This window comes from Pseudonocardia wallangbongensis (genome assembly GCF_054486945.1).
Genome location: NZ_JBRERS010000011.1, coordinates 230,314 through 250,069, shown reverse-complemented (window position 1 = coordinate 250,069; position 19,756 = coordinate 230,314). Strand labels below are relative to the sequence as shown.

The following is a 19,756-nucleotide window of genomic DNA, read 5'->3' as shown; positions in this document are numbered from 1 at the left end:
GCGGCCGTCGGCCGGCCCCGTCAGCTGGGCACCGTCAGGCTGCGCAGCGACGACTCGAACACGGGCCCGTACCCGTCCCACGTGTCCGCGAGCGCGGTGCCGGTGACCACGACGGTCTCGCCGCCGCCGTGCAGGGCCATCAGCTGCAGGTTGCGCAGTGCGAGGCCGGTCCTCGGGTCCTGGTAGGTGCCGCCGAGCAGGTGCGCGGCCGAGCCGTCGGGCAGCGTCACGGGCTCGTCCGCGGTGGGCAGGTAGCCCGCGAGCGCGCGCACCTCCTGCCGCGCAGCGCCGACGATGCCCGGAAGGTCGGTGCTCGCCGGCACGACGATCACGTTGATGTTCGCGCGGAACCGTCCACCGGCTGCCTGCGACACCAGCGGGTCGGCGAAGACCACGGCGGTGCCCTGCACCCCGCTCGTGTCCACCGTCCAACCCGGCGGGGGGACGACGTCGAAGCGGCTCAGCGCGTCGCGGAACGCGGGGCCGGGCGGGCGCGGGGACGGGTGGGCGGTGGCGGCAGGGTCCGCGGCGGGCGCACCCGGCACCGCGACGGTGCACGCCGCCACGCTCACCACGCCGGCCAGCACGGCCGCGACACCGATCGCCCGGACACCCATGCCGTCTCCCTCGAGGGGCCGCCGTGGTCAGCCTGGCAGGAGGTCGCGCGGGTCGCCCCCGGCAACACCCAGTCCGCTGAGCACCGCCCGGGTGATCTCACGCAGCTGCTCCACCTGCTCGGGGGTCAGCCGGTCGAAGACGTGCCGGCGGACCGTGCGCACGTGGCCGGGGGCCGCGGCGGCGAGCGCGGCGAAGCCTTCCTCGGTGAGCTGCGCGAACGTGCTGCGCCGGTCGTCGGGACACGGCTTGCGCCGCACCCAGCCCTTGCACTCCAGCCGGGCGACCGCGTGCGAGAGCCGGCTCTGCGAGCTCTGGGTGATGGCCGCGAGCTCGCTCATCCGCAGAGTGCGGTCCGGCGCGTCGGACAGCATGGCCAGGATCTGGTAGTAGGCGTGCGGCATCCCGGCGTCGCGCTGGAGCTGGCGGTCCAGCGCTCCCTCCAGGAGGGTGGTGGCCGCGACGTAGGAGAGCCATGTCTCCAGCTCATCGGGTTCAAGCCACCGGGTCTCGTCACCACTCACGACCCAAGGATAACCGAAACTTGAACATTCATGAGTCGATGTCTATCCTACGGTTGAACTCTCAACCACTGGAGGGGCCATGCCGGTCCAACGGCTCAACCACGCCGTCCTGTACGTCCGCGACGTCGACCGCAGCGTCGCGTTCTACACAGGAGCCATGGGCTTCCGCGTCGTTCACTCGATGCCGGGCCGCGGCGCGTTCCTGCAGGCGGCCGGCTCCACGAACGACCACGACCTCGCCCTCTTCGCGATCGGTGCCGACGCCGGCGACTCCGCGGCGGGGCGCTCGACGGTGGGGCTCTACCACCTCGCCTGGGAGGTCGACACGCTCGCCGAGCTCAGGCGCCTCGCCGGCGTCCTGAAGGAACACGGGGCGCTCGTCGGCGCGTCCGACCACGGCACCACGAAGGCGCTGTACGCCCACGACCCGGACGGTCTCGAGTTCGAGGTGTGCTGGCTGGTGCCCGCCGACCGGATCGGGCCCGACGTGGAGGCGAAGACCGCCCCGCTCGACCTCGACGCGGCGATCGCGGAGTACGGCGAACGGACCCGCGGCGGCGTCGGCGTTTCCGTCTAGATGCCCCTCGATGCACGGCCATGATCCGAAGTCTCGGTTGCCCATGGCTGTCCCCACGACCATGGACGCCCGATACTTCGTATCTTGGCGGGGAAGATCGCGAGTATCGGTTGGCCCGACACCCCGTACGAGGAGCGTCTAGGCGGAGATGTCCATCCGGTAGCCCTCGCGGGCGGAGAAGCGAGCCGTGACGCTGAAGCGGTCGGCCCGCACGAGCGTCTGGCGCCACTCGACGGGCCGGTCCCCGGCGCAGCCCAGCCGGTCGATCGCGAACGCCGCGACGCCGTCGGGGATCGCGAGGAGCTCGCGCTCGGCCTCGCCGGGCAGGACCGCCCGAACCCGCTCGCTCCCACCGGTGACGTACACGCCGCAGCGGGACTCGTAGACCGTGTAGAGGGCGGTCCTCCCGAAGTCGACGTCCAGCAGCGGGGCGGCGAGCATCTCCGGCAACCAGACCCGGTCGACGGCGAGCGGCTCCGCGTCGGCGAGGCGCAACCGCTCCAGGTGCACCAGCGGCGTGGACTCCTCCAGGCCGAGCTTCGCCGCCACCACGCCGTCGGCGCGGACGTCGAGCGTGCGCACCACGCTGCGCTGTACCTGCCCGGCCGCCTCCACGGCCGAGAAGAGGCTGAAGATCTCCCCGAGCGGCTGCTCGATCTCCGCGGGCTCGGCACGGCGCGGGGTACGCCCGCGACCGGCGATGACCAGCCCCTCGTCGCGCAGCCTGCGCACCGCCTCGCGCACGGTGTGGCGGCTCACGCCGTACTCGGCGACCAGGGCCAGCTCGCCCGGGAAGCTGGCGGCGAAGTCGTCCTGGTCGAGCCGGCGGCGCAGGTCGGCGAGCAGCTGCGCCCAGAGCGGCTCGACGGCGAGTCGGTCGAGGATGCTGGCGGTCATCGGTGGGGAGCTCCCGTCGGTCCGGTGCTGCGGTGGGCGCATCTCGCCTGCAGCGGGCCGCGAGAGCGCGGCGTCAGCAGGCCGGGTGCGGGCGACACCGGCGGTCGTCGACCGAGAGCTGGTCGGCCCCGATCAGGCAGACGCGGAACGCGCGCCGCTGCGGGAGGAGCTCACCGACCATGCAGCCAGTGCACCAGAGCCACCGGCGGGGAGCAACCACGTGTGGCGCAGCTAGCGGTCCCCGGCCGCCGCGCGGAGCCGGTGGGACAGCTGCTGGAGGGTCTCGCGCAGCTCGACGACCTCGATGCGGCTGAGGCCGACGGCGGCACCGACGTTCACCTGCGCCTGCGCGACCCGCGCCTCCAGCTCACGGCCCGCCGCGGTGAGCGAGACGAGCACCGAGCGCTCGTCCCCGACCTGCCGGGTGCGGGTGATCAGCCCGGCGGCCTCCAGCCGCTTCAGCAACGGTGAGAGCGTGCCGGTCTCCAGCTGCAGCGCCTGCCCGATCCCGGTGACCGTGGACTCGCCCCGCTCCCACAGCACGAGCAGCACGAGGTACTGGGGATAGGTGAGATCGAGGGCTTCGAGCATCGGGCGGTAGCAGCTCGTCATCGCCCGGGACGCGGCGTAGAGGGCGAAGCACAGCTGCTCGTCGAGTGGGGTCGACCGCACCGGTCCCGCCTGCGCCATCCGCACACCGTAGGACTCCTCACCGGGGCACCTCCAGCCGCACGACCGGCGGGTCGGCCAGTTCCCCTGCGGCAGGATCGCGGCATGCAGAGACGACCGCACGTCGACCTGCGGACCGCGGCCGAGCTCGGCCTCGCGCACTGGTTCTTCGGCAACCTGTACGAGGAGGTGGTGCGGATGCCGGCACGCATCGCCGACCAGCCGCCCACCGGCGGCGCCTTCGCGCCGGGCAGCCCGGTCCGCTACTACGTCCCGGCGGCGCCCGTCACCCTCGCGACGACGCTCGCCTGCGTCGCCACCGGGTGGCACCGGCGCGCCGACCGTCCCGCCCTCACGGCCGCCGCCCTGCTGACCGCGACGGGTGCGGTCCTGACCGGTCATCTGGTGCGGTCGGTGAACCTCCCGTTGCTCGACGCGGCTCGCCGGCCCGCGGATCCGGCGGAACGGCGGCGGCTCGTCGGGCACTGGCACCGCGTCAACCGCGTCCGGTTGGTCGCGGTCGCCGCGGCGGTCGTCGCCCTCCGCGCCGGCCGCCGGGGGTAGGTCTCCGGAAAGCGGGTGCCGCGGACCGCACCGGCGGTGATCCTGTCCGGATGGGCGCGGTCGGCGACGTGGTGTTCGACTGCCGGCATCCGGCATCGCTCGCGCGGTTCTGGGCGGCCGCTCTCGACGGCTACCGGGTCGCCCCGTACGGCGAGGCGGAGCTGACGCGGCTGCTGACGATGGGCGTCGACGACCCGGAGGACGACCCGTCGGTGCTGGTGGAGCCGCTCGCGGGCAGCGGGCCGAGGCTGTTCTTCACCCGCGTGCCCGAGCCGAAGACGGTGAAGAACCGCGTGCACCTCGACCTGCGCACCGCCGACGTCGCGGCCGAGGCGGAACGTCTCGTCGGGCTCGGCGCCCGCGTGCTGGCGGAGGTCGACGACCGGGTGGTGCTGACCGACCGCGAAGGCGGCGAGTTCCGCGTCCTCCCGACTACCTGAGGGAACGAGCGGCCAGGATCTCGCGGATCTCCGCGGTGTCCTCGTCGGCGTACCGGTCGAGGGTGGCCCCGAGGTCGACCAGCTCCGCGTGGCTCGAGTACCGGCTCAGCTCGGCCACGAGCCGGTCGTCGGGCGCGCCCGCCGGGCGGCCGAGCGCGCGGACCGTCACCGAGATCGAGATCCGCGCCGACGCGCGCACCCGCTCCGATCGGAACGAGGCGCGGGACGCCACACTGAACCGGGCCATGACCCACTGTGCGCCCGGTCACACCCCGGCACAAGCGGTAGGGTGAACCGGTGATCGCCGGAAGAGTCAGGTGGCGCGGGCCGTCCGCCTGACGGCCCTGCCCCTCCTCAGATGCGGAGCCGTCTCCGGACGGTTGATCTGCCCGCCGGCCGGAGGCCGCTCCCGGAACCCGGGATCCCTCCAGTGCACGAGAACACCCCTTCCGTCTCGTGGCGGGACGGTGGCGTCCTGCGGCGAGCGCGTTGGCTCACCGCCGACGACCGCCGACCGCCCACCTCCGTCCACGTCGTCGGGGACGACCTGACCGCCGACCGCGCCTGCCGGCTCGCCGCCGACGGCGCCGGCCTGCTGTGGCGCGGCGACTTCCACAACGCGCGCGCCCTGCTCGACGCGATGGCGCGCCGCATCGACCGCGCCGTGGACCGGCGCCGACCACTGCCGCCCGCCGCGGAGTTCCACCGGCAGCGGCAGCACCGCGCGCACCGCGCCCGGCTGCTGGGCTCCGTCCTGGTCGAGCTCGCCGCCGGCCACGTCCTCGGCCTCCGCAGGGCACCCGACGTGGCCGCGGCCTGCGGGGAGGTCTTCGGGCCGTCCGACGGGACGGCGGTGCTGGCGTTGCGCGAGCTGATCGGTGTGCGGAGCGCCCATGAGTGGCGCCGCACGGGCATCCCGGTGCCGGCGCTCGGGGCGCGCATCCACCCGCATCACGGCGTCTTCGCGCCCACCCGCACCGACTACGTCGACCTGGTCGCGCAGGCCCCCCTCCGTCCGGTGCGGACGGCGTTCGACATCGGCACCGGCACGGGTGTGCTGGCCGCGCTCCTGCTGCACCGGGGGGTGCCGACGGTGGTGGCCACCGACGTGGAGCCGCGCGCGGTCGCATGCGCCCAGGAGAACCTGAACCGCCTCGGGTTCGCCGGGCGCTCGACCGTGCTGCGGCGCACCCCGTTCCCGCCCGGCCGCGCGGACCTCGTTGTGTGCAATCCGCCCTGGATACCGGGCACTCCGACGTCGTCGCTCGAGGCGGGCGTCTACGACCGGCGCGGCACGATGCTCTCCGCGTTCGTCCGCGGGCTGCCCGACCACCTGACGGAGCGGGGCGAGGCGTGGCTCGTCGTGTCGGACCTGGCCGAGCTGCTCGGCCTCCGCGATCCCGGCACGCTGCCGGCACTCGTCTCGGCCGCAGGGCTGGCGGTACGGGAACGACTCGCGGCGCCGCCGACGACCCTGCGCCTACCCGACGACGACCCGCTCGCCCACCTGCGCAGCCGGGAGACGATCGCGCTGTGGCGGCTGGGCTTCCGGGGGCAGGCGTGATGTTCATGTGTGCGGATCTGTCGGTGCCCGCCGGTAGTACGTACACCGTGTCCGAGAACAGGGATTCGGCCAGGGAGCCGGAGGAGCTGAGCCGGCTGTTCGTGGAGCGGGTCAACGCCCATGACGTCGAGGGCCTGGTGGCGCTGTACGAGAGCGACGCGGTGCTGGCCACACCCGAGGGCGGCGTGGTGCGCGGTGAGGCCGGGATCCGCCGGTTCTACGCCGCCCTCGTCGCGTCGGCACCACGGTTCACCCCGGGCGAGCAGCACCCGGCGTTGCGGATCGGAGAGCTGGCCCTCACCTCCACCCGGCTGCCCGGGGGCGCCGGCGCCACGGCGGAGGTGGCGCGGCGGCAGCCCGATGGCACGTGGCGCTGGATCCTGGATCGACCGAACGTCACGTGAGCGGCCGGCCGGCGCTCAGCTGGGCGCCGCCTCCCGGGCCCGCAGGTCCTTGCGAAGGATCTTGCCCGACGCCGACTTCGGGATCTGGTCGATGAACTCGACCACCCGCACCTTCTTGTGCGGGGCGATCCGCTCCGCGACGAACGCCATCACCTCGTCGGCGGTGAGGTCGGTGCCGTCCGCCTGGCGCACGACGTACGCCTTCGGCACCTCCTCGCCCGCGGCATCGCGTACCCCGATGACCGCCGCGTCGGCGATCTTGTCGTGCGTCAGGAGCAGCGCCTCGAGCTCGGCCGGTGGCACCTGGTAGCCCTTGTACTTGATCAGCTCCTTGACCCGGTCGACGATCGTGAACACGCCCTCCTCGGTGACCGTGGCGACGTCGCCGGTGTGCAGGTAGCCCTCGGCGTCGAGGGTGATGGCCGTGGCCTCCGGGTTGTTGAGGTAGCCGGACATGACGTTCGGGCCCTTGACCCAGAGCTCGCCGCGCCCGCCGGGCCCGACCTCCTGGCCGGTCTCCGGGTCCACGAGCTTGGACACGACGTTGGGGATGGCGTAGCCGCAGCTGTCGAGGTCCAGGTCGGGGCGGTCGTCCGGCATGCAGTGGCTGACCGGGGAGAGCTCGGTCATCCCGTAGCCCTGCAGGACGGTGCACCCGAGGCGCTTGGCGACGGCGTGGCCGAGCTCGGCGTCGAGCGGGGCGGCCCCGGAGAAGATCACGTCGATGCAGGAGAGGTCGTACCGGTCGACGATCGGGTGCTTGGCCAGCGCCACCGCCACCGGCGGCGCGATGTACACCCGCCCCACCCGGTACTCGGAGATGACCCGGAGGAACTCCTGCAAGTCGAAGCGCGGCATCGTGACGACCGTGGCCCGGCGGTGCAGGCCCTGGTTCATCATCACGGTCATGCCGTAGATGTGGAAGAACGGCAGCACCGCAAGGATCTTCGTGTCGCTGTCGACGTCGCCCATCGACGCGATCTGCTGGAGGTTGGCCACCAGGTTGCGATGGGTGAGCACCACGCCCTTCGCCCGCCCCGTGGTGCCCGACGAGTAGGGGAGCACTGCCGTGTCGGCACCCGTCACGGTCTGGACCGGCGGCTCCGCGGTGGTGCCGAGCAGGTCGCGCAGGCTCGAGTGGCCCCCAGGAGTCGATGGAGCCCCGTCGAGGACGACGATCGCGTCCGCCGGCAGGCCGACCTCGGCGATCGCCGCCCTGACCCGGTCGAGGAACGGCGACACGGTGAACACGAGCTTCGCGCCCGAGTCGGCGAGCTGGTGGGCGAGCTCACCGGGGGTGTAGAGCGAGTTGATGCTGGTGACGATGGCGTTCGCGCGCAGGATGCCGTGGAAGACGGCCACGTAGTGCGGTGTGTTCGGGGCGAACAGCGCCACGACGTCACCCGCGCCGATGCCCCGCTCCGCCAGGCCCGCAGCGATCTTGCCGACCATGCCCTCCAGCTCGGCGAAGGTGATCGTCGCACCCGACGCGCCGTCGATCACCGCCGGCGCGCCCGCCCGCTCACCGAAGCCGGTGAAGAGGAAGTCGAAGAGTGACACGTCGGGGATCTCGACATCCGGATACGGGCTGCGGACGGGCATGCGGCGCTCCTTCGCGGGTGGCAGTAGCGGGACTCTACCCACCAGTAGGGCTCAATGGTCCAGACCGGAAAGGCGCTCCGACCGGCGGCTTTCACTCGAATGGCCTAACTCGGAAGGGTTGTCTTGATCGTCAGCGCCTGCCAGGGTGAGCGCGCTGGCCTTGGCGAGCCCCACTCGTCCGGCCGGACCGGAGCGGCGTCCCCTCGCCACCCCGGTTGCCACCGGCGTGCGGTGCCCCCGATCGCGCGGCCGACGTGGCGGTTCCAGCGGAGTGGCCCGAGTTCATGACTCCCCCTCAGATCCCGGGCCGCTCCGCCCACCCCCTCCCGCTGCTGCGGGTGTGCGCCGGGCGCGGACGATCCGGCGGGCGAGCAGCCAGAACCCGGCGAGCACGGCGAGCACCGGCAGGAACGGCAGCAGGAACCCGACCACCGCGGCCGTGGCCGAGCCGATCGCGCGCAGTCCGTCCCAGCCCGCGGTGAGGCCGGCGAGGAAGCCGGGTGCCGGTTGCGGGTCCGGCGGCGGCACGGCGATCGGGCCACGCAGGTCGACGGTCAGGGTCGACAGCGCCACCTGGTCCTTCAGCGCGGCGAGCCGGTGGGTGAGGGAGTCGAGATCGGCCTCCCGGCGGGCGAGCTCGGACTCTATCGAGATCACGTCGCCGATGTTCGACGCCTCGGCGAGGAGCCCGCGGACCCGCGCCACGCTCGCGGTCTGGCTGGCCACCCGCGCGTCGAGGTCCACGACCTCCTCCGTGGCGTCCAGCACCTGAGCGCTTCGGTCCACCACGTGGCCGTACCCGGCGACCTCGTCGATGAGCCGGTCGAGCGCGTCGGCCGGGACCCGCAGCACCAGCCAGCTGCCGGTGTCCTCCGACCGCTCCTCCGTGACGAAGCCCCCTGCGCCCGCCACGGCGGTGCGGACCTGCCGGACCGCCGGCACCGGGTCGCCCACCTCGACCGTGAGCTGCGCGGTGCGCACCAACTGCCGCTGCACGCCGCCGAGCGGGACGCCCGATGCCCGCGTGTCGCTCCCACCGGCGTCGGGAGCCACCTCCCCGGCGCCCGTGCTCTCCTTCGCCGACGTGCCGCCACCGATCGCGGGCGCGGGACGCGCCGGGGCGACGGCCATGACGTCGCTCGCGTTCCCACCGGACCCGCCCTGCACGACCGCCAGCGCGGCCACCAGCACCGCGAGCACGACTCCCGACCCGATCAGCACCACCCGGCGCCCCGGTCTCGCCGACACCTTCACCGCCACCGCCTCCTCGCCCTGGTTCCGCCGTCAGGACGGAGGGCCGGGGAACGTCGGTTGGCCGCGGCGGGTCACGATCCCGTCACGAGCTCCTCGCGGGTCAGGTGAAGAGGTGCTCGAAGGCGCGGAGGTTGGCCAGGCTCTCGCCGCGGTCGAGGCGCCAGGCGTGCTCTCGGCGGATCGAGGTGGCGAAGCCGAGCTCCAGGATCGGGTTGAAGTCGCCGTCGGCGGCCTCCAGCACCTGACCGAGCACGCGGTCCAACTCCTCGGCCGTGACGGCGTGCAGGCCGATCCGGCCGATCAGGTGGATGTCGCCGACGCGGTCGAGCGCGTAGTGCACGCCGTAGAGGCGCGCGTTGCGCTGCAGCAGGAACCGGTAGACGGCGTCGTGGGCCTCGTCCGGCTGCCGGCAGACGAACGCCTGCACGAAGAGCGCGTGCTCCCGCACGAGCAGCCAGCAGTGGGTCTGCAGCCGGTTGGTGCCGGGGAGCGTGACGAGGAACTGGCCGGGCTCGCGGCGGTGGTGGTCGACGTCGAGGCCGGTCAGCGCCGCCTCGACGGTCGCGTCGACGGCCGACGGGTCCGCTGCGGTCACCCCTCGATCATCCCGGCCGCCAGGCCGGCCCGCATGGCCTGCCGCTGCCGGTCGGCGAACTCGGCCGCGGCGCCGGCGTAGGTGTCCAGCAGGGCATCGGTCGTGCGGTCCCAGGAGAACCGGTGGGCGTGCTCCACCGTGCGCGCGGCCAGCTCGCGGCGGCGTCCCGGCACGAGCGCCACCGCGCCCAGCGCGTCGGCCCACGGCTCGGCACCGTGGCCGTCGACGAGCAGGCCGGAGACGCCGTCGGCGACCGCGACCGGCAGCCCGCCCACCCGCGCCGCCACCACGGGGGTGCCGCAGGCCTGCGCCTCCAGCGCCACCAGACCGAACGACTCGTTGTAGCTCGGCACGGCCACCACGTCCGCGGCCCGGTAGACGTCCACCAGGCCGTCCCGGGTCTGGGGCGGCAGGAACCGCAGCACGTCGGTGATGCCGAGGCTCTCCCCGAGCCCCTGCAGGGCCGTGGGCTCGGCGAGGCCGCTGCCCGACGGTCCGCCCGCGACGAGCACGACGAGCCGGGACCGCAGGGCCGGGTCGCGGTGCAACAGCTCGGCCGCGGCGCGCAGCAGCACGTGCGGGGCCTTGAGGGGCTGGATCCGCCCGGCGAACGCCAGCACGACGGCGTCGGGTGCGACGTCGAGCGCCCGGCGCGCGGCGGCCCGGTCGCCGGGGGTGAAGCGGGCCAGGTCGACGCCGGGTGGGATCGCGACCGTGCGGCGCGGGTCGGCACCGTAGAGCTCGACGAGCTGGCGGGTCTCCTCATCCGTGTTGCCGATCAGCCGGTCGGCCTCGGCCACGACCTGGTCCTCGCCGATCACCCGCGTCATCGGCTCCGGGGAGTCACCCGTGGCCAGCGCCGCGTTCTTGACCCGGGCGAGGGTGTGGGCGCTGTGCACGAGCGGCACGCCCCAGCGGTCGCGGGCCAGCCAACCGACCTGACCGGAAAGCCAGTAGTGGGAGTGGACGACGTCGTAGTAGCCGGGTTCGTGGCGCGCCTCCGTGCGCAGCACGCCCGCGGTGAACGCGCAGAGCTGGCTCGGGAGGTCCTGCTTGCCGAGGCCCTCGAGCGGCCCGGCGACGACGTGCCGCACGAGCACGCCCGGCGCGAGCTGCGCCACCGGCGGGAGATCCGACGAGGTGGCGCGGGTGAACACCTCGACCGCGACGCCGCGACGGGCCATCCGGGTGGCGGTCTCCACGATGTAGACGTTCATGCCGCCCGCATCGCCCGTGCCGGGCTGCGCCAGCGGTGAGGTGTGGACGGACAGCAGGCACACCCGGTCGGGTCGCCGCGGTGCGCCGGTGCGGGCGGAGGTCACGACCCTGTGTAGCACGCGACCGGTCTGCTCAGCCGGACGAGTCGGCCCCGTTGATCTCCTCCGCGATCACCCCGAGCAGAGCGTGCACGGCGTCGCTCGCGTGCCACCGCCCGGATGGGTCCCGCCAGGTCGGGACCCGGAACCGGCCGGAACCGGGTCGTCGCAGCTGCACCCACAGCTCGTCGTGGAGGGTGAGATCACCGTCGGGCACGGGGACCTCCAGCGTGTGGCACGCCACGACGATCTCGGCGAGCTCGGTCCACCGCACGCTCTTCCCGTCGCCCTCGACGTCGGCCACGACCACGTCCGAGGCGAGCGGCAGGTCGAGCAGGTCGGCCAGCGCACCCGGGTCGCCACCGGTCGCCAGCTCGCCCGCGGGCAACACGGCCGCGAGCCACGGCCGGTCCAGCACCACCGCGACGTCGACGTCCGCGACGGTCCCGTCCAGCGCCCGGACCTGCTCGGGGAGCTCGAGGTCGGCCGGGTCGACCCGGCCGTCGGCCACGGCGTCGGCCAGCTCGGCGTACGCCTCCGCGGCGAGTGCGACGTCCGGGGTGCGGTCCGGGTCGGCCAGCCGCGCCAGCAGGTCGGCGGCCGTCGAGGTGTCGGGGACGCGCAGGTCCGCACGCACCCCGATCGCGGCGAGCACGTCCTCGTCCGGGAGGCCGTCGACGGGCGGCGGGTCGTAGAGCGGGGCCAGTTCGGTGGCGGTCGGGAGCCGCCAGTGGGCCGGGCGGCGTCCGCCGAGCCGGGCGTGCCGCCCGAGCCACCACGCCGGGTACGAGCCGGGCGCGGTGAGCGCGGCGCGGGTGTCCCGATCGGCCGCGAGCAGCGAGAGCGCGGCCGGCCACGCGTCGTCCGCCACGAGGTCCAGGTCGCGCACCGCCACCAGGCGGGCCGGGGGCTCCTCCAGCCCGTCCCACCAGCGCTCCTCGTCGTCGAGGTCGTGGTCGGGGGCCGCCGGCTCCTCGTCCACCAGCACCGAGAACCCGTCGACGACGCCGAGGGCGAGCAGCGCGGAGCGCGGCACGCGCGCGGCGAACTCCCGGTCGAGGGCGTCGAGGGGGGCGTCCGCGGCGAGCAGGGGCCGCACCGCGGCGTCCGGGAGCATGAGCTCGTCGGCGCGCGCCGGGCGCCCCCCGGCGTCCGGGAGGGCCAGCGCCGCGAGCGCCCCGGGCGCGTTCCCGGTGTCGGCGACGAGCGCCAGCACGGCCTCGGCGAGCGGCCGCACGTCCAGCCCGGCCTCGGCGTCGTCCACGGAGCGCTCGACGGCGTCGACGAGGGCCGGGTGCTCCAGCAAGGCGGCCGCGTCGGCGACCCCCGCTCCCAACCGCTCCAGCAACGGGTGCGCGGCCTCGGGATGCGCGATGTGCAGCCCCGGCAGCCCGAGCGCGGCGACGCGGTCCACGGCCCCGTCGCGTTCCGCAGCAAGGTGGCTTTGCGCCGGCTGACCCGGAGCAAAGCCACCTTGCTGCGGTTCGGGAGCGGGCGGCGGCGGCAGCAAGACCGTCGACGGCCCGGCCGCCGTCCGGCCGTCCGACAGCGGGACCGGCAGGGCGCGAAGCTCGTCCACCGCGCCGGGCACGGTGTCGGCGAGCGGCTCCAGAGCGGCGTACAGCGACCGCCACCACCCCGGCGGCCGTTCCACCCCGAACAGGCGCTGCACCAGCTCGGTGAGCGGCATCCGGTGCACACCGAGCTCGGCCAGCACGGCCGGGTTGGTGCCCGGCGGAACCGGTGCCAGTAGCCTGTCGAACCCGGCGTCGGCGAGCAGCCCGGGAAGCGCCGCGGCCGGCCCGTCCAGCGCCGGGAGGTCGAGCCATTCCGCGCGCCCGGGGGTGAGCTCCGCGCCGGTGACGGCGGGCAGCCACGCCGCGCCGCGCAGGGCGTCGGGCAGCAGCTCCCGCAGCCGCCCGTCCGGCTCGGAGCGGGGGAAGCCCGGCTCGGGCGCGAGGGCGAGCCGGGCCTCGGGCGCGACGGCCCGCACCAGGTCGAGGTAGGCCACCGCCGCGCCGGCCAGCACCGAGTCGGTGGCCGGTCCGGTCCGCACCCGACGGCGGTCCGGCTCGAGCGGCACGGTGGCGATCAGCCGCGCGGGGAGCGAGAGCCGCTCCTCGGTGGCCGTCGGGGCGTGCAGCACGTCGCTCCCCAGCGGGTCCGGGTCTCCGCCGGCGGTGAGCGGCAGCGCCCAGCACACCGACCAGTCCCGCCGCTCCCGCTGCTCGACGGCCTCCGCCCGCGCCGCGACGTCGTCGATGCGGCCGGTGCCTCGGGCCAGCAGCCAGCGGCGCCCGCCGATCGTCACCTCGCCGGGCCCGGGCCCGTCGGTGCGGGTCACGACCTGCTCACCGACGGCGATCTCGACGAGGTCGGGCAGCGCGAGCAGCAGGTCGGCGGCGCCGTCCCGGGCGCCCGCGAGCAGCGCGGCCGGGTCGTCGACCCCGGGTCGCGGCGGCAGCCGGACCTCGGTGTCGTACCCGGCGGGCGGGCGCTCGTCGACGGGCCAGGCGAGCCGCAGGACCGGGGGCCCGTCCCGCCGCGCCAGCTCGGCGGCCGGGCCGGGGAACGCGGCGACCTCGGCGGCCGTCCGCTCCGCGGAGAACGCCACGCCGCCGCCGCTGCTCAGCACCCGCGGGGCGGTCGAGACCGCCAGCACGGCCGCGAACCCGACCCCGAACCGGCCCACCGAGCCGGGGTCGTCCCGCTTCGCCGACGCCCGCAACGACGCGAGCGCGGCGACACCGGCCGCGCTCAGGGGCGCACCGGTGTTGGCGATGGCGAGCTCGCCGTCGCTCAGCTCCACGCGGAGCCGTCCCGGCACCCCCGCGGCCCGCGCGGCATCGGCGGCGTTCTGGGCGAGCTCGACGAACCACGCGTCGGCGTACCCGCCGAGCCGCAGGTCCTCCTCGGCGTTGGCGTCCTCGCGGAAGCGGGTGGGCGAGTCCGCCCATGCGGCGAGGACGGCGGCCCGCAGCTCCGCCGTGCCGAAGGGGTCTGCCACTACGGGCCGACCGGCTCCAGGTCGACGCCGTCGTCGTAGACGAGCTCGGCCACGGTCACCGCCGGCGTCGAGTCGGGTTGGACGTCGGAGTGGGCGCCGCAGCCGAAGCCGACGTCGACGGCGGCGCCGTCGGCCGGTGAGTACTCGTTGCCGCACACCCCGAACGCCCCCCGCAGCGCACCGGCGAGCGGGAAGAAGAAGCCGCAGGTGCCACACGTGGCGGGGGCGGCACGGGCCATGTCGGAAGCCGAGCCGTGCGGGCCTTCGTGCCAGCGCCGGGCGGCCTCGTCGCGCCCGTGCCGCGAGGGCACGAGGCGCCGGCCGAGGCCCACCTCGACGGCGACCTCCTCGACGGCCGGGTCGTCGGAGGCGAGGTAGCCCGGGACGAGCCGCGGGTCGTCCTGCGGGGCGGGCAGCAGGTCGCCCACACCGAGGTCACCGGGCCGCACGCGCTCCTCCCACGGCACCCAGACGGGCGCCACCAGCGCGTCGGGGCCGGGGACGAGGACGACCTCGCTGACGGTGAGGGGCACGTCGTCGCCCGCGGCGGCCAGCGTGACGGACCAGCGCCAGCCCTTGTAGCCGCCCTGGGTGGCGGCGAAGTGGTGGCTCACGGCGGCGGCGCCCTCGGCGACGGCGTCCAGGTGCTCGCCGACGGCTTCTTCGGCGGTCTGCGGCCCGAGGTCCGCCGCGGCCTCATCGACCGCCGCGGCCCGCGCCTGCTCCACCGCGTCCACTAGCCGGGCGGGCGGGTCGAGGGTCGGTACGGCGTTCACCAGACGGATTGTGCCACCCTCTCCGCCATGACCTTCGGGCGTGCACTCCTCGGGGCGCTGACGCTCGCCGTCGCGGGGTGTGCCGCCGCCGCCCCGGCCGCGGCTCCGGCCCCCGTCGTGGAGCGGCTGCGTCCCACCGTGCTCGCCGAGCTGCCGCACGACGCCGACGCGTTCACGCAGGGCCTCGAGCTCGCATCGGACGGCACGCTCTACGAGGGCACCGGTCTGGCCGGCCACTCGCAGCTGCGGGAGCTGGACCCCGCCACGGGCGAGGTCCGGCGGGCGGTGCCGCTGCCCGGCAGGTTGTTCGGCGAGGGCATCACCGTGGTCGACGACCGGATCTGGCAGCTCACCTGGAAGGACGGCGTGGCGCTCGAGTGGAACCGCGCCGATCTGACGCTGCTGCGCCAGGTGCCGGTCGACGGCGAGGGCTGGGGTCTGTGCCGGGACGGCGACCGGCTGGTGCGCAGCGACGGCTCCGACCGGCTGCGCTTCCACGACCCGGACTCGTTCGCCGAGACCGGGTCGGTGAACGTCACCCTCGACGGTGAACCGGTCACCGAGATCAACGAGCTCGAGTGCGTCGACGGGCAGGTCTGGGCGAACATCTGGCAGACCGACCGGATCGTCCGGATCGACCCGGCCGACGGCCGCGTCACCGCGGTGGTGGACGCAGCAGGTCTGCTCGACGACGGGCGCCGCGCGGGTGCGGACGTGCTCAACGGCATCGCCGCGCTGGGCGGCGGCGAGTACCTGGTGACGGGCAAGCTCTGGCCGGCGGCGTTCCGGGTGCGCTTCACACCCGGGTAGACACGGCCGAAGATCTGGAACGAGCCCAACAGCACGCCCCGATGGGCCAGAATGGAGCCGTGGCCCGTCCCGACCCACCCCAGCCCCGCCGCGGCCACCGCGGCCGCCGCAGCTGGGTCACGGTCGACGACGGCCGCCGGGCCGCGGCCGACGAGCCGGACACCGACCGCTACGTGCCCCGCAGGCGCTACCCCTGGCACGACGACCCCGACTACGACCCGGCCGCCCACCGCCGCACTCCCCCGCCGCGGGCGTGGACCCCGCCGCCCCCCGACGAGGAGGAGCCCTCGGCACCCGCGGAGGAGACCGCCGAGCCGCCCACCCGGCGGATGCCGCGGAAGCTCACCGTCACCCGGGTGGCCGCGCTGCGCAGCCGCGAGCTGACCCAGGGCGGCATCCGCGCGTTCCACCGCGCCACCACGGCCGACGGGGCCGATCGCTCGGGTCTCACGGCGCTCACCTACGCCACGATGATGACCTACGCGGTCGACGCCGCCGTGGCCGTCGCGCTGGCCAACACGCTGTTCTTCGCCGCCGCCACGGCGGAGAGCAAGACGAACGTCGCGCTCTACCTGATCATCACGGTCGCGCCGTTCGCGGTGGTGGCACCGGTGATCGGGCCGATGCTCGACCGGCTGCAGCGGGGCCGCCGGGCCGCGCTCGCCATCTCGTTCGCCGGGCGGGCGGTACTCGCCGTCGTGATGGCGTTCAACTACGACACCTGGCTGCTCTACCCGGCCGCGCTCGGCGCGATGGTGCTGAGCAAGTCGTTCTCGGTGCTGAAGGCGGCCGTCACACCGCGGGTCCTGCCGAGCGCCATCACCCTGGTCACCACGAACTCGCGGCTCACGACGTTCGGGCTCGTCGCGGCCGGGATTTCGGGTGCGGTCGCGGCGGGCGTCGCCGCCCTGTGGGACTCGCCGGGTGCGCTGATCTTCACGGCCCTGCTCGGCGTGGTCGGCACCGTCATGTGCCTGCGGATCCCGCGGTGGGTCGAGTCCACCATCGGTGAGGTGGCAGCCACGCTGCGCACCACCGCGCGCGGCCGGCGCACGCCGATGGGGCGCCACGTCACGGTCGCGCTGTGGGGCAACGGCGCGATCCGGATCCTCACCGGGTTCCTCACGCTGTTCGTCGCGTTCGTCGTGCGTGAGCAGTCGCAGACCGACCCGACGCGGCAGCTCTTCCTCATCGGCATCGTCGGCGCCGCGGCCGGCATCGGATCGTTCACCGGCAACGCGGCAGGCTCGCGCCGGCAGTTCCTCAAGTCCGACGCGGTGATCATGTCCTGCGTCGCCGCGGCCGTCGTGGTCAGCGGGGTGGCCGCGCTGCTGCCCGGCATCGCCACCGCGGCCCTCGTCGGCCTGATCGGCGCTGCGGCGAGCGCGCTCGCGAAGGTCTGCCTCGACGCGGTGATCCAGCGCGACCTCCCGGAGGAGTCCCGGGCGTCCGCGTTCGGCCGTTCCGAGACCGTGCTGGCCCTCGCCTGGGTGCTCGGCGGCGCGCTGGGCGTCCTGCTGCCGCACGACACGTTCTGGCTCGGCTTCACGGTGGTGTCCGGGGTGATCGCACTGGCCGGGGCGCAGTCGGCGCTGGTCGCGCGCGGCCGCAGCCTGCTGCCGTTCCTCGGGCACCGCGCGCGGCGCGCCGGGGCGCAGGGGCCCGCCTGAACTGCGCTTCCGTACCGTTGTCGGCGTGCCGCGCCGCCTGCTTGCCGTCCCCGTCGCCGCGCTGCTGCTGCTCGCCGGCTGCGGGGGCGCGGACCCGCCACCGCCCCCTCAGGTGACGTTCACGGCCGGCGCCGCCAGCGCCGTCGCCCGCCCCGCCCAGTACTGCGACGTCGAGCTCACGCAGTGCCTCACCGACGTCGCCGCACCGGTGCGACTCGCCGTACCGCAGGGCACCCCGGTACAGGTCACGGTGCCGCCCGAGATCGCGCAGACACCGTGGCAGGTGGTGTTCAGCTACGCGGACGCCGCCGGCACCCCGACCGACGAGCGCAGCCCGGTGTTCGCCCCCGACGCCCGCAGCGACTGGACGCTGGACCTCGGCGCGCCGGAGAACCGCCTGCTCACCGCGGAGGTGCAGCAGTACGGTCCGCCGCCGCAGCCGAACCCGCAGACCGGGGAGATGGAGTTCCCGATCCGGGCGAGCTGGGTGCTGAACGCGGGCTAGACGCTCCTAGCCGTCGAGATCGCGGGCCACCGCGCGCACGACCTCCGCCGCGAGCTTGCAGGCGCGCCGGTCCGGGTAGCGGCCGCGGCGCAGGTCCGGCTGCACCTTCGTCTCGAGCAGCCGGATCATGTCCTCGATGAGGCTGTGCAGGTCCTCGGCCGGGCGCCGCGCGGCCTCGACGACGGACGGCGGCTTGTCCACGAGCCGCACGGAGAGCGCCTGCGGCCCGCGCCTGCCTTCCGCCATCCCGAACTCGACCCGTTGGCCGGCCTTGAGCGCCTCCACCCCGGCCGGCAGCGCGGCCTTGCGGACGTAGACGTCCTCGCCGCCGTCCTGAGCGAGGAACCCGAAGCCCTTGTCGGCGTCGTACCACTTGACCCTGCCGGTCGGCACCCCTGCTCACCCGTCCTCGATCGAACCCGACGTCATGCGGCGCCACGGCGGACCGCATGACGAACGCGCCCCGAGATGCCGGGCCGCCACTTGGTCGGCCCATCGAGCGACACCGGGACGCGTGCGCACCACCCTAGCCCGCAACGTCCCCCGCTGCCCACCCGTTCAGGTGTCGATGATCTCGGTTCTCCGGAAGTGGAACGGGTGCCGCCCCCGGGGATGTGCGCCGGCTACTCGTGAACCGCCCGGCCTCCGCCCGGCCGCCGCCCGGACGGCCGGGAGATGACCCCGGGGACACCGCGGCCGTGCAGCGACGCACCCTTCGTCTCCACGACGAAGTACAGCGCGATCATGCCGACGACGCAGGACCCCATCATGTAGATCGCCGGGACGAGGTTGCTGCCGGTGGCGGCGATCAGCCCTTCGTTGACGGCGAGCGCCGTGCCACCGAACGCCGCGGTGGCCACGTTGTAGGAGATGGCCATCCCGGAGTAGCGGACCTGCGTCGGGAACATCGCCGGGAACGTCGCCGAGATCGTGCCGAGCTGCAACACGTAGACCAGGCCGAGCACGGTGAAACCGATGATGGCCGCCGCCAGCCCCTGGCTCATCAGCCAGAACATCGGGATCGCCAGCACGAAGGTGCCGATCAGCGAGATCCACCAGCACGGCTTGCGACCGATGCGGTCCGACAGCGCGCCGGCGAACGGGATCACCGCCATCATGCACACCTGGCCGATGATGACCAGCAGGTCCGTGCTCTCCGAGGACATGCCGATCGTCTCTTGCAGGTAGGTCGGCATATATGCCAGCAGCGTGTAGTTGATGACGTTCAGCGCGATGACCAGGCCGAACAGCTGCAGGACCGGCTGCCAGTAGTGCACCAGCAGGTCTTTGAGCGCGACGACGGCCCCGGAGTCCGTTTCGCCGGATTCCTCCAGCTCCTTGAACACCGGCGTGTCCTCCATCTTCAAGCGGAGGTAAAGACCGATGCCGCCGAGCGGGAGCGAGAGCAGGAACGGAATGCGCCAGCCCCATTCCGTCATCGCCGCGTCGCCGACGATCGCCTCGACGACGAACACCACGACGACGGCCGCGGTGAATCCGCCGAGCGTGCCGAACTCGAGGAAGCTCCCCCAGAACCCCCGCTTGTTGTTCGGCGAGTACTCGGCCATGAATGTGGCGGCGCCGCCGTACTCGCCGCCGGTGGAGAAGCCCTGCACCACGCGGAGCAGGACCAGCAGGATCGGCGCCCAGATGCCGATCGAGTCGTAGCTCGGGATCACGCCGACCAGGAACGTGGCCACGCACATCAGCAGGATCGTCGTGGCCAGGATCGTGGAGCGGCCCAGCCGGTCGCCGAGCGGGCCCCAGACGATCCCACCGAGCGGGCGCAGGACGAAGGAGACGGCGAAGACCAGCAGCGCGCCGAGGGTGGAGTACTCGCCCGGGAAGAAGTTCTCGCCGATCTCGGTGGCGACGTAGGCGTACACGCCGTAGTCGAACCACTCGGTCGCGTTCCCCAACGAGGATGCGGCAACGGCGCGCCGCAGTACGTTCGGTGGTACATCAGG

21 protein-coding genes are annotated in these 19,756 nt (G+C 74.3%); 8 read left to right on the top strand and 13 right to left on the bottom strand.

Translation table 11 applies throughout. The features are described from left to right. Positions 1–20: 20 nt before the first annotated feature. Both ACU436_RS32650 and ACU436_RS32645 read right to left on the bottom strand, forming a co-directional pair. Positions 21–617, bottom strand: a complete 597-nt coding sequence (locus tag ACU436_RS32650) for a hypothetical protein (RefSeq protein ID WP_459030883.1) — start codon at positions 615–617, stop codon at positions 21–23. A gap of 27 nt (positions 618–644) precedes the next feature. After that, entirely contained in the window at positions 645–1,139 is a 495-nt protein-coding gene (locus tag ACU436_RS32645) for a MarR family winged helix-turn-helix transcriptional regulator (RefSeq protein WP_459030882.1), read from the bottom strand. A 79-nt stretch (positions 1,140–1,218) separates the two neighbouring features. On the opposite strand from ACU436_RS32645, the gene ACU436_RS32640 reads away from it, so the two are divergent. After that, on the top strand, positions 1,219–1,716 hold the full coding sequence (locus tag ACU436_RS32640) for a VOC family protein (RefSeq protein WP_459030881.1): 498 nt from the start codon (positions 1,219–1,221) through the stop codon (positions 1,714–1,716). 138 nt (positions 1,717–1,854) lie between these two features. Here ACU436_RS32640 and ACU436_RS32635 read toward each other — a convergent pair whose 3' ends face one another. Both ACU436_RS32635 and ACU436_RS32630 read right to left on the bottom strand, forming a co-directional pair. Beyond that, positions 1,855–2,613, bottom strand: a complete 759-nt coding sequence (locus tag ACU436_RS32635; protein ID WP_459030880.1) for a GntR family transcriptional regulator — start codon at positions 2,611–2,613, stop codon at positions 1,855–1,857. A 231-nt stretch (positions 2,614–2,844) separates the two neighbouring features. Next, the gene (locus ACU436_RS32630) at positions 2,845–3,303 is read right to left on the bottom strand and encodes a MarR family winged helix-turn-helix transcriptional regulator (protein WP_459030879.1); all 459 of its coding nucleotides are present in this window, start codon (positions 3,301–3,303) and stop codon (positions 2,845–2,847) included. Between the two features lie 84 nt (positions 3,304–3,387). Between ACU436_RS32630 and ACU436_RS32625 the strand changes: the two genes are divergently transcribed. Next, the gene (locus tag ACU436_RS32625; RefSeq protein WP_459030878.1) at positions 3,388–3,846 is read left to right on the top strand and encodes an anthrone oxygenase family protein; all 459 of its coding nucleotides are present in this window, start codon (positions 3,388–3,390) and stop codon (positions 3,844–3,846) included. Positions 3,847–3,896: 50 nt separating this feature from the next. Then, entirely contained in the window at positions 3,897–4,286 is a 390-nt protein-coding gene (locus ACU436_RS32620; RefSeq protein ID WP_459030877.1) for a VOC family protein, read from the top strand. On the opposite strand, the gene ACU436_RS32615 is transcribed toward ACU436_RS32620, so the two are convergent. After that, positions 4,279–4,533: a hypothetical protein gene (locus tag ACU436_RS32615; RefSeq protein ID WP_459030876.1), complete on the bottom strand. Its 255-nt coding sequence runs from the start codon at positions 4,531–4,533 to the stop codon at positions 4,279–4,281. The genes ACU436_RS32620 and ACU436_RS32615 overlap by 8 nt on opposite strands. Before the next feature lie 183 nt (positions 4,534–4,716). Here ACU436_RS32615 and ACU436_RS32610 point away from each other — a divergent pair, with 183 nt between their 5' ends. Next, positions 4,717–5,850: a methyltransferase gene (locus tag ACU436_RS32610; RefSeq protein ID WP_459030875.1), complete on the top strand. Its 1,134-nt coding sequence runs from the start codon at positions 4,717–4,719 to the stop codon at positions 5,848–5,850. A 47-nt stretch (positions 5,851–5,897) separates the two neighbouring features. Further along, positions 5,898–6,254: a YybH family protein gene (locus tag ACU436_RS32605; protein ID WP_459030874.1), complete on the top strand. Its 357-nt coding sequence runs from the start codon at positions 5,898–5,900 to the stop codon at positions 6,252–6,254. 15 nt (positions 6,255–6,269) lie between these two features. Here the strand turns inward: ACU436_RS32605 and ACU436_RS32600 are convergent, their stop codons facing one another. From ACU436_RS32600 to ACU436_RS32575, 6 genes are all read right to left on the bottom strand, one after another. After that, positions 6,270–7,856, bottom strand: coding sequence for an AMP-binding protein (locus ACU436_RS32600; RefSeq protein ID WP_459030873.1), 1,587 nt, complete (start codon positions 7,854–7,856; stop codon positions 6,270–6,272). 282 nt (positions 7,857–8,138) lie between these two features. Next, complete coding sequence (locus ACU436_RS32595; protein WP_459030872.1) at positions 8,139–9,110, bottom strand: DUF4349 domain-containing protein; 972 nt, start codon at positions 9,108–9,110, stop codon at positions 8,139–8,141. Positions 9,111–9,210: 100 nt separating this feature from the next. Beyond that, complete coding sequence (locus tag ACU436_RS32590) at positions 9,211–9,705, bottom strand: type III secretion system chaperone family protein (protein WP_459030871.1); 495 nt, start codon at positions 9,703–9,705, stop codon at positions 9,211–9,213. Continuing rightward, positions 9,702–11,027, bottom strand: coding sequence for a D-inositol-3-phosphate glycosyltransferase (mshA, locus tag ACU436_RS32585; RefSeq protein ID WP_459030870.1), 1,326 nt, complete (start codon positions 11,025–11,027; stop codon positions 9,702–9,704). The genes ACU436_RS32590 and mshA overlap by 4 nt, the downstream gene beginning before the upstream one ends. 28 nt (positions 11,028–11,055) lie before the next feature. Beyond that, on the bottom strand, positions 11,056–14,028 hold the full coding sequence (locus ACU436_RS32580; protein ID WP_459030869.1) for a sacsin N-terminal ATP-binding-like domain-containing protein: 2,973 nt from the start codon (positions 14,026–14,028) through the stop codon (positions 11,056–11,058). Then, on the bottom strand, positions 14,028–14,804 hold the full coding sequence (locus ACU436_RS32575; RefSeq protein ID WP_459030868.1) for a DUF3027 domain-containing protein: 777 nt from the start codon (positions 14,802–14,804) through the stop codon (positions 14,028–14,030). Before ACU436_RS32575 ends, ACU436_RS32580 begins: the two co-directional genes overlap by 1 nt. A gap of 27 nt (positions 14,805–14,831) precedes the next feature. Between ACU436_RS32575 and ACU436_RS32570 the strand changes: the two genes are divergently transcribed. The 3 genes from ACU436_RS32570 to ACU436_RS32560 are packed head-to-tail and all read left to right on the top strand — an operon-like array spanning position 14,832 to position 17,789. Further along, a complete protein-coding gene (locus ACU436_RS32570; protein ID WP_459030867.1) occupies positions 14,832–15,614 on the top strand; it encodes a glutaminyl-peptide cyclotransferase in 783 nt (260 codons plus the stop codon). Positions 15,615–15,673: 59 nt separating this feature from the next. Then, positions 15,674–17,284 carry an MFS transporter gene (locus ACU436_RS32565; RefSeq protein ID WP_459030866.1) on the top strand — a complete coding sequence of 537 codons (1,611 nt, stop codon included), beginning with the start codon at positions 15,674–15,676 and terminating at the stop codon, positions 17,282–17,284. A gap of 25 nt (positions 17,285–17,309) precedes the next feature. Then, on the top strand, positions 17,310–17,789 hold the full coding sequence (locus ACU436_RS32560) for a DUF2771 family protein (protein ID WP_459030865.1): 480 nt from the start codon (positions 17,310–17,312) through the stop codon (positions 17,787–17,789). Positions 17,790–17,795: 6 nt separating this feature from the next. Here ACU436_RS32560 and ACU436_RS32555 read toward each other — a convergent pair whose 3' ends face one another. Both ACU436_RS32555 and ACU436_RS32550 read right to left on the bottom strand, forming a co-directional pair. Then, positions 17,796–18,182 (bottom strand): cold-shock protein, encoded by a 387-nt coding sequence (locus tag ACU436_RS32555; RefSeq protein WP_459030864.1) that lies wholly within the window; start codon positions 18,180–18,182, stop codon positions 17,796–17,798. 230 nt (positions 18,183–18,412) lie between these two features. Beyond that, positions 18,413–19,708 (bottom strand): MFS transporter, encoded by a 1,296-nt coding sequence (locus ACU436_RS32550; RefSeq protein ID WP_459030863.1) that lies wholly within the window; start codon positions 19,706–19,708, stop codon positions 18,413–18,415. Positions 19,709–19,756 lie beyond the last annotated feature (48 nt).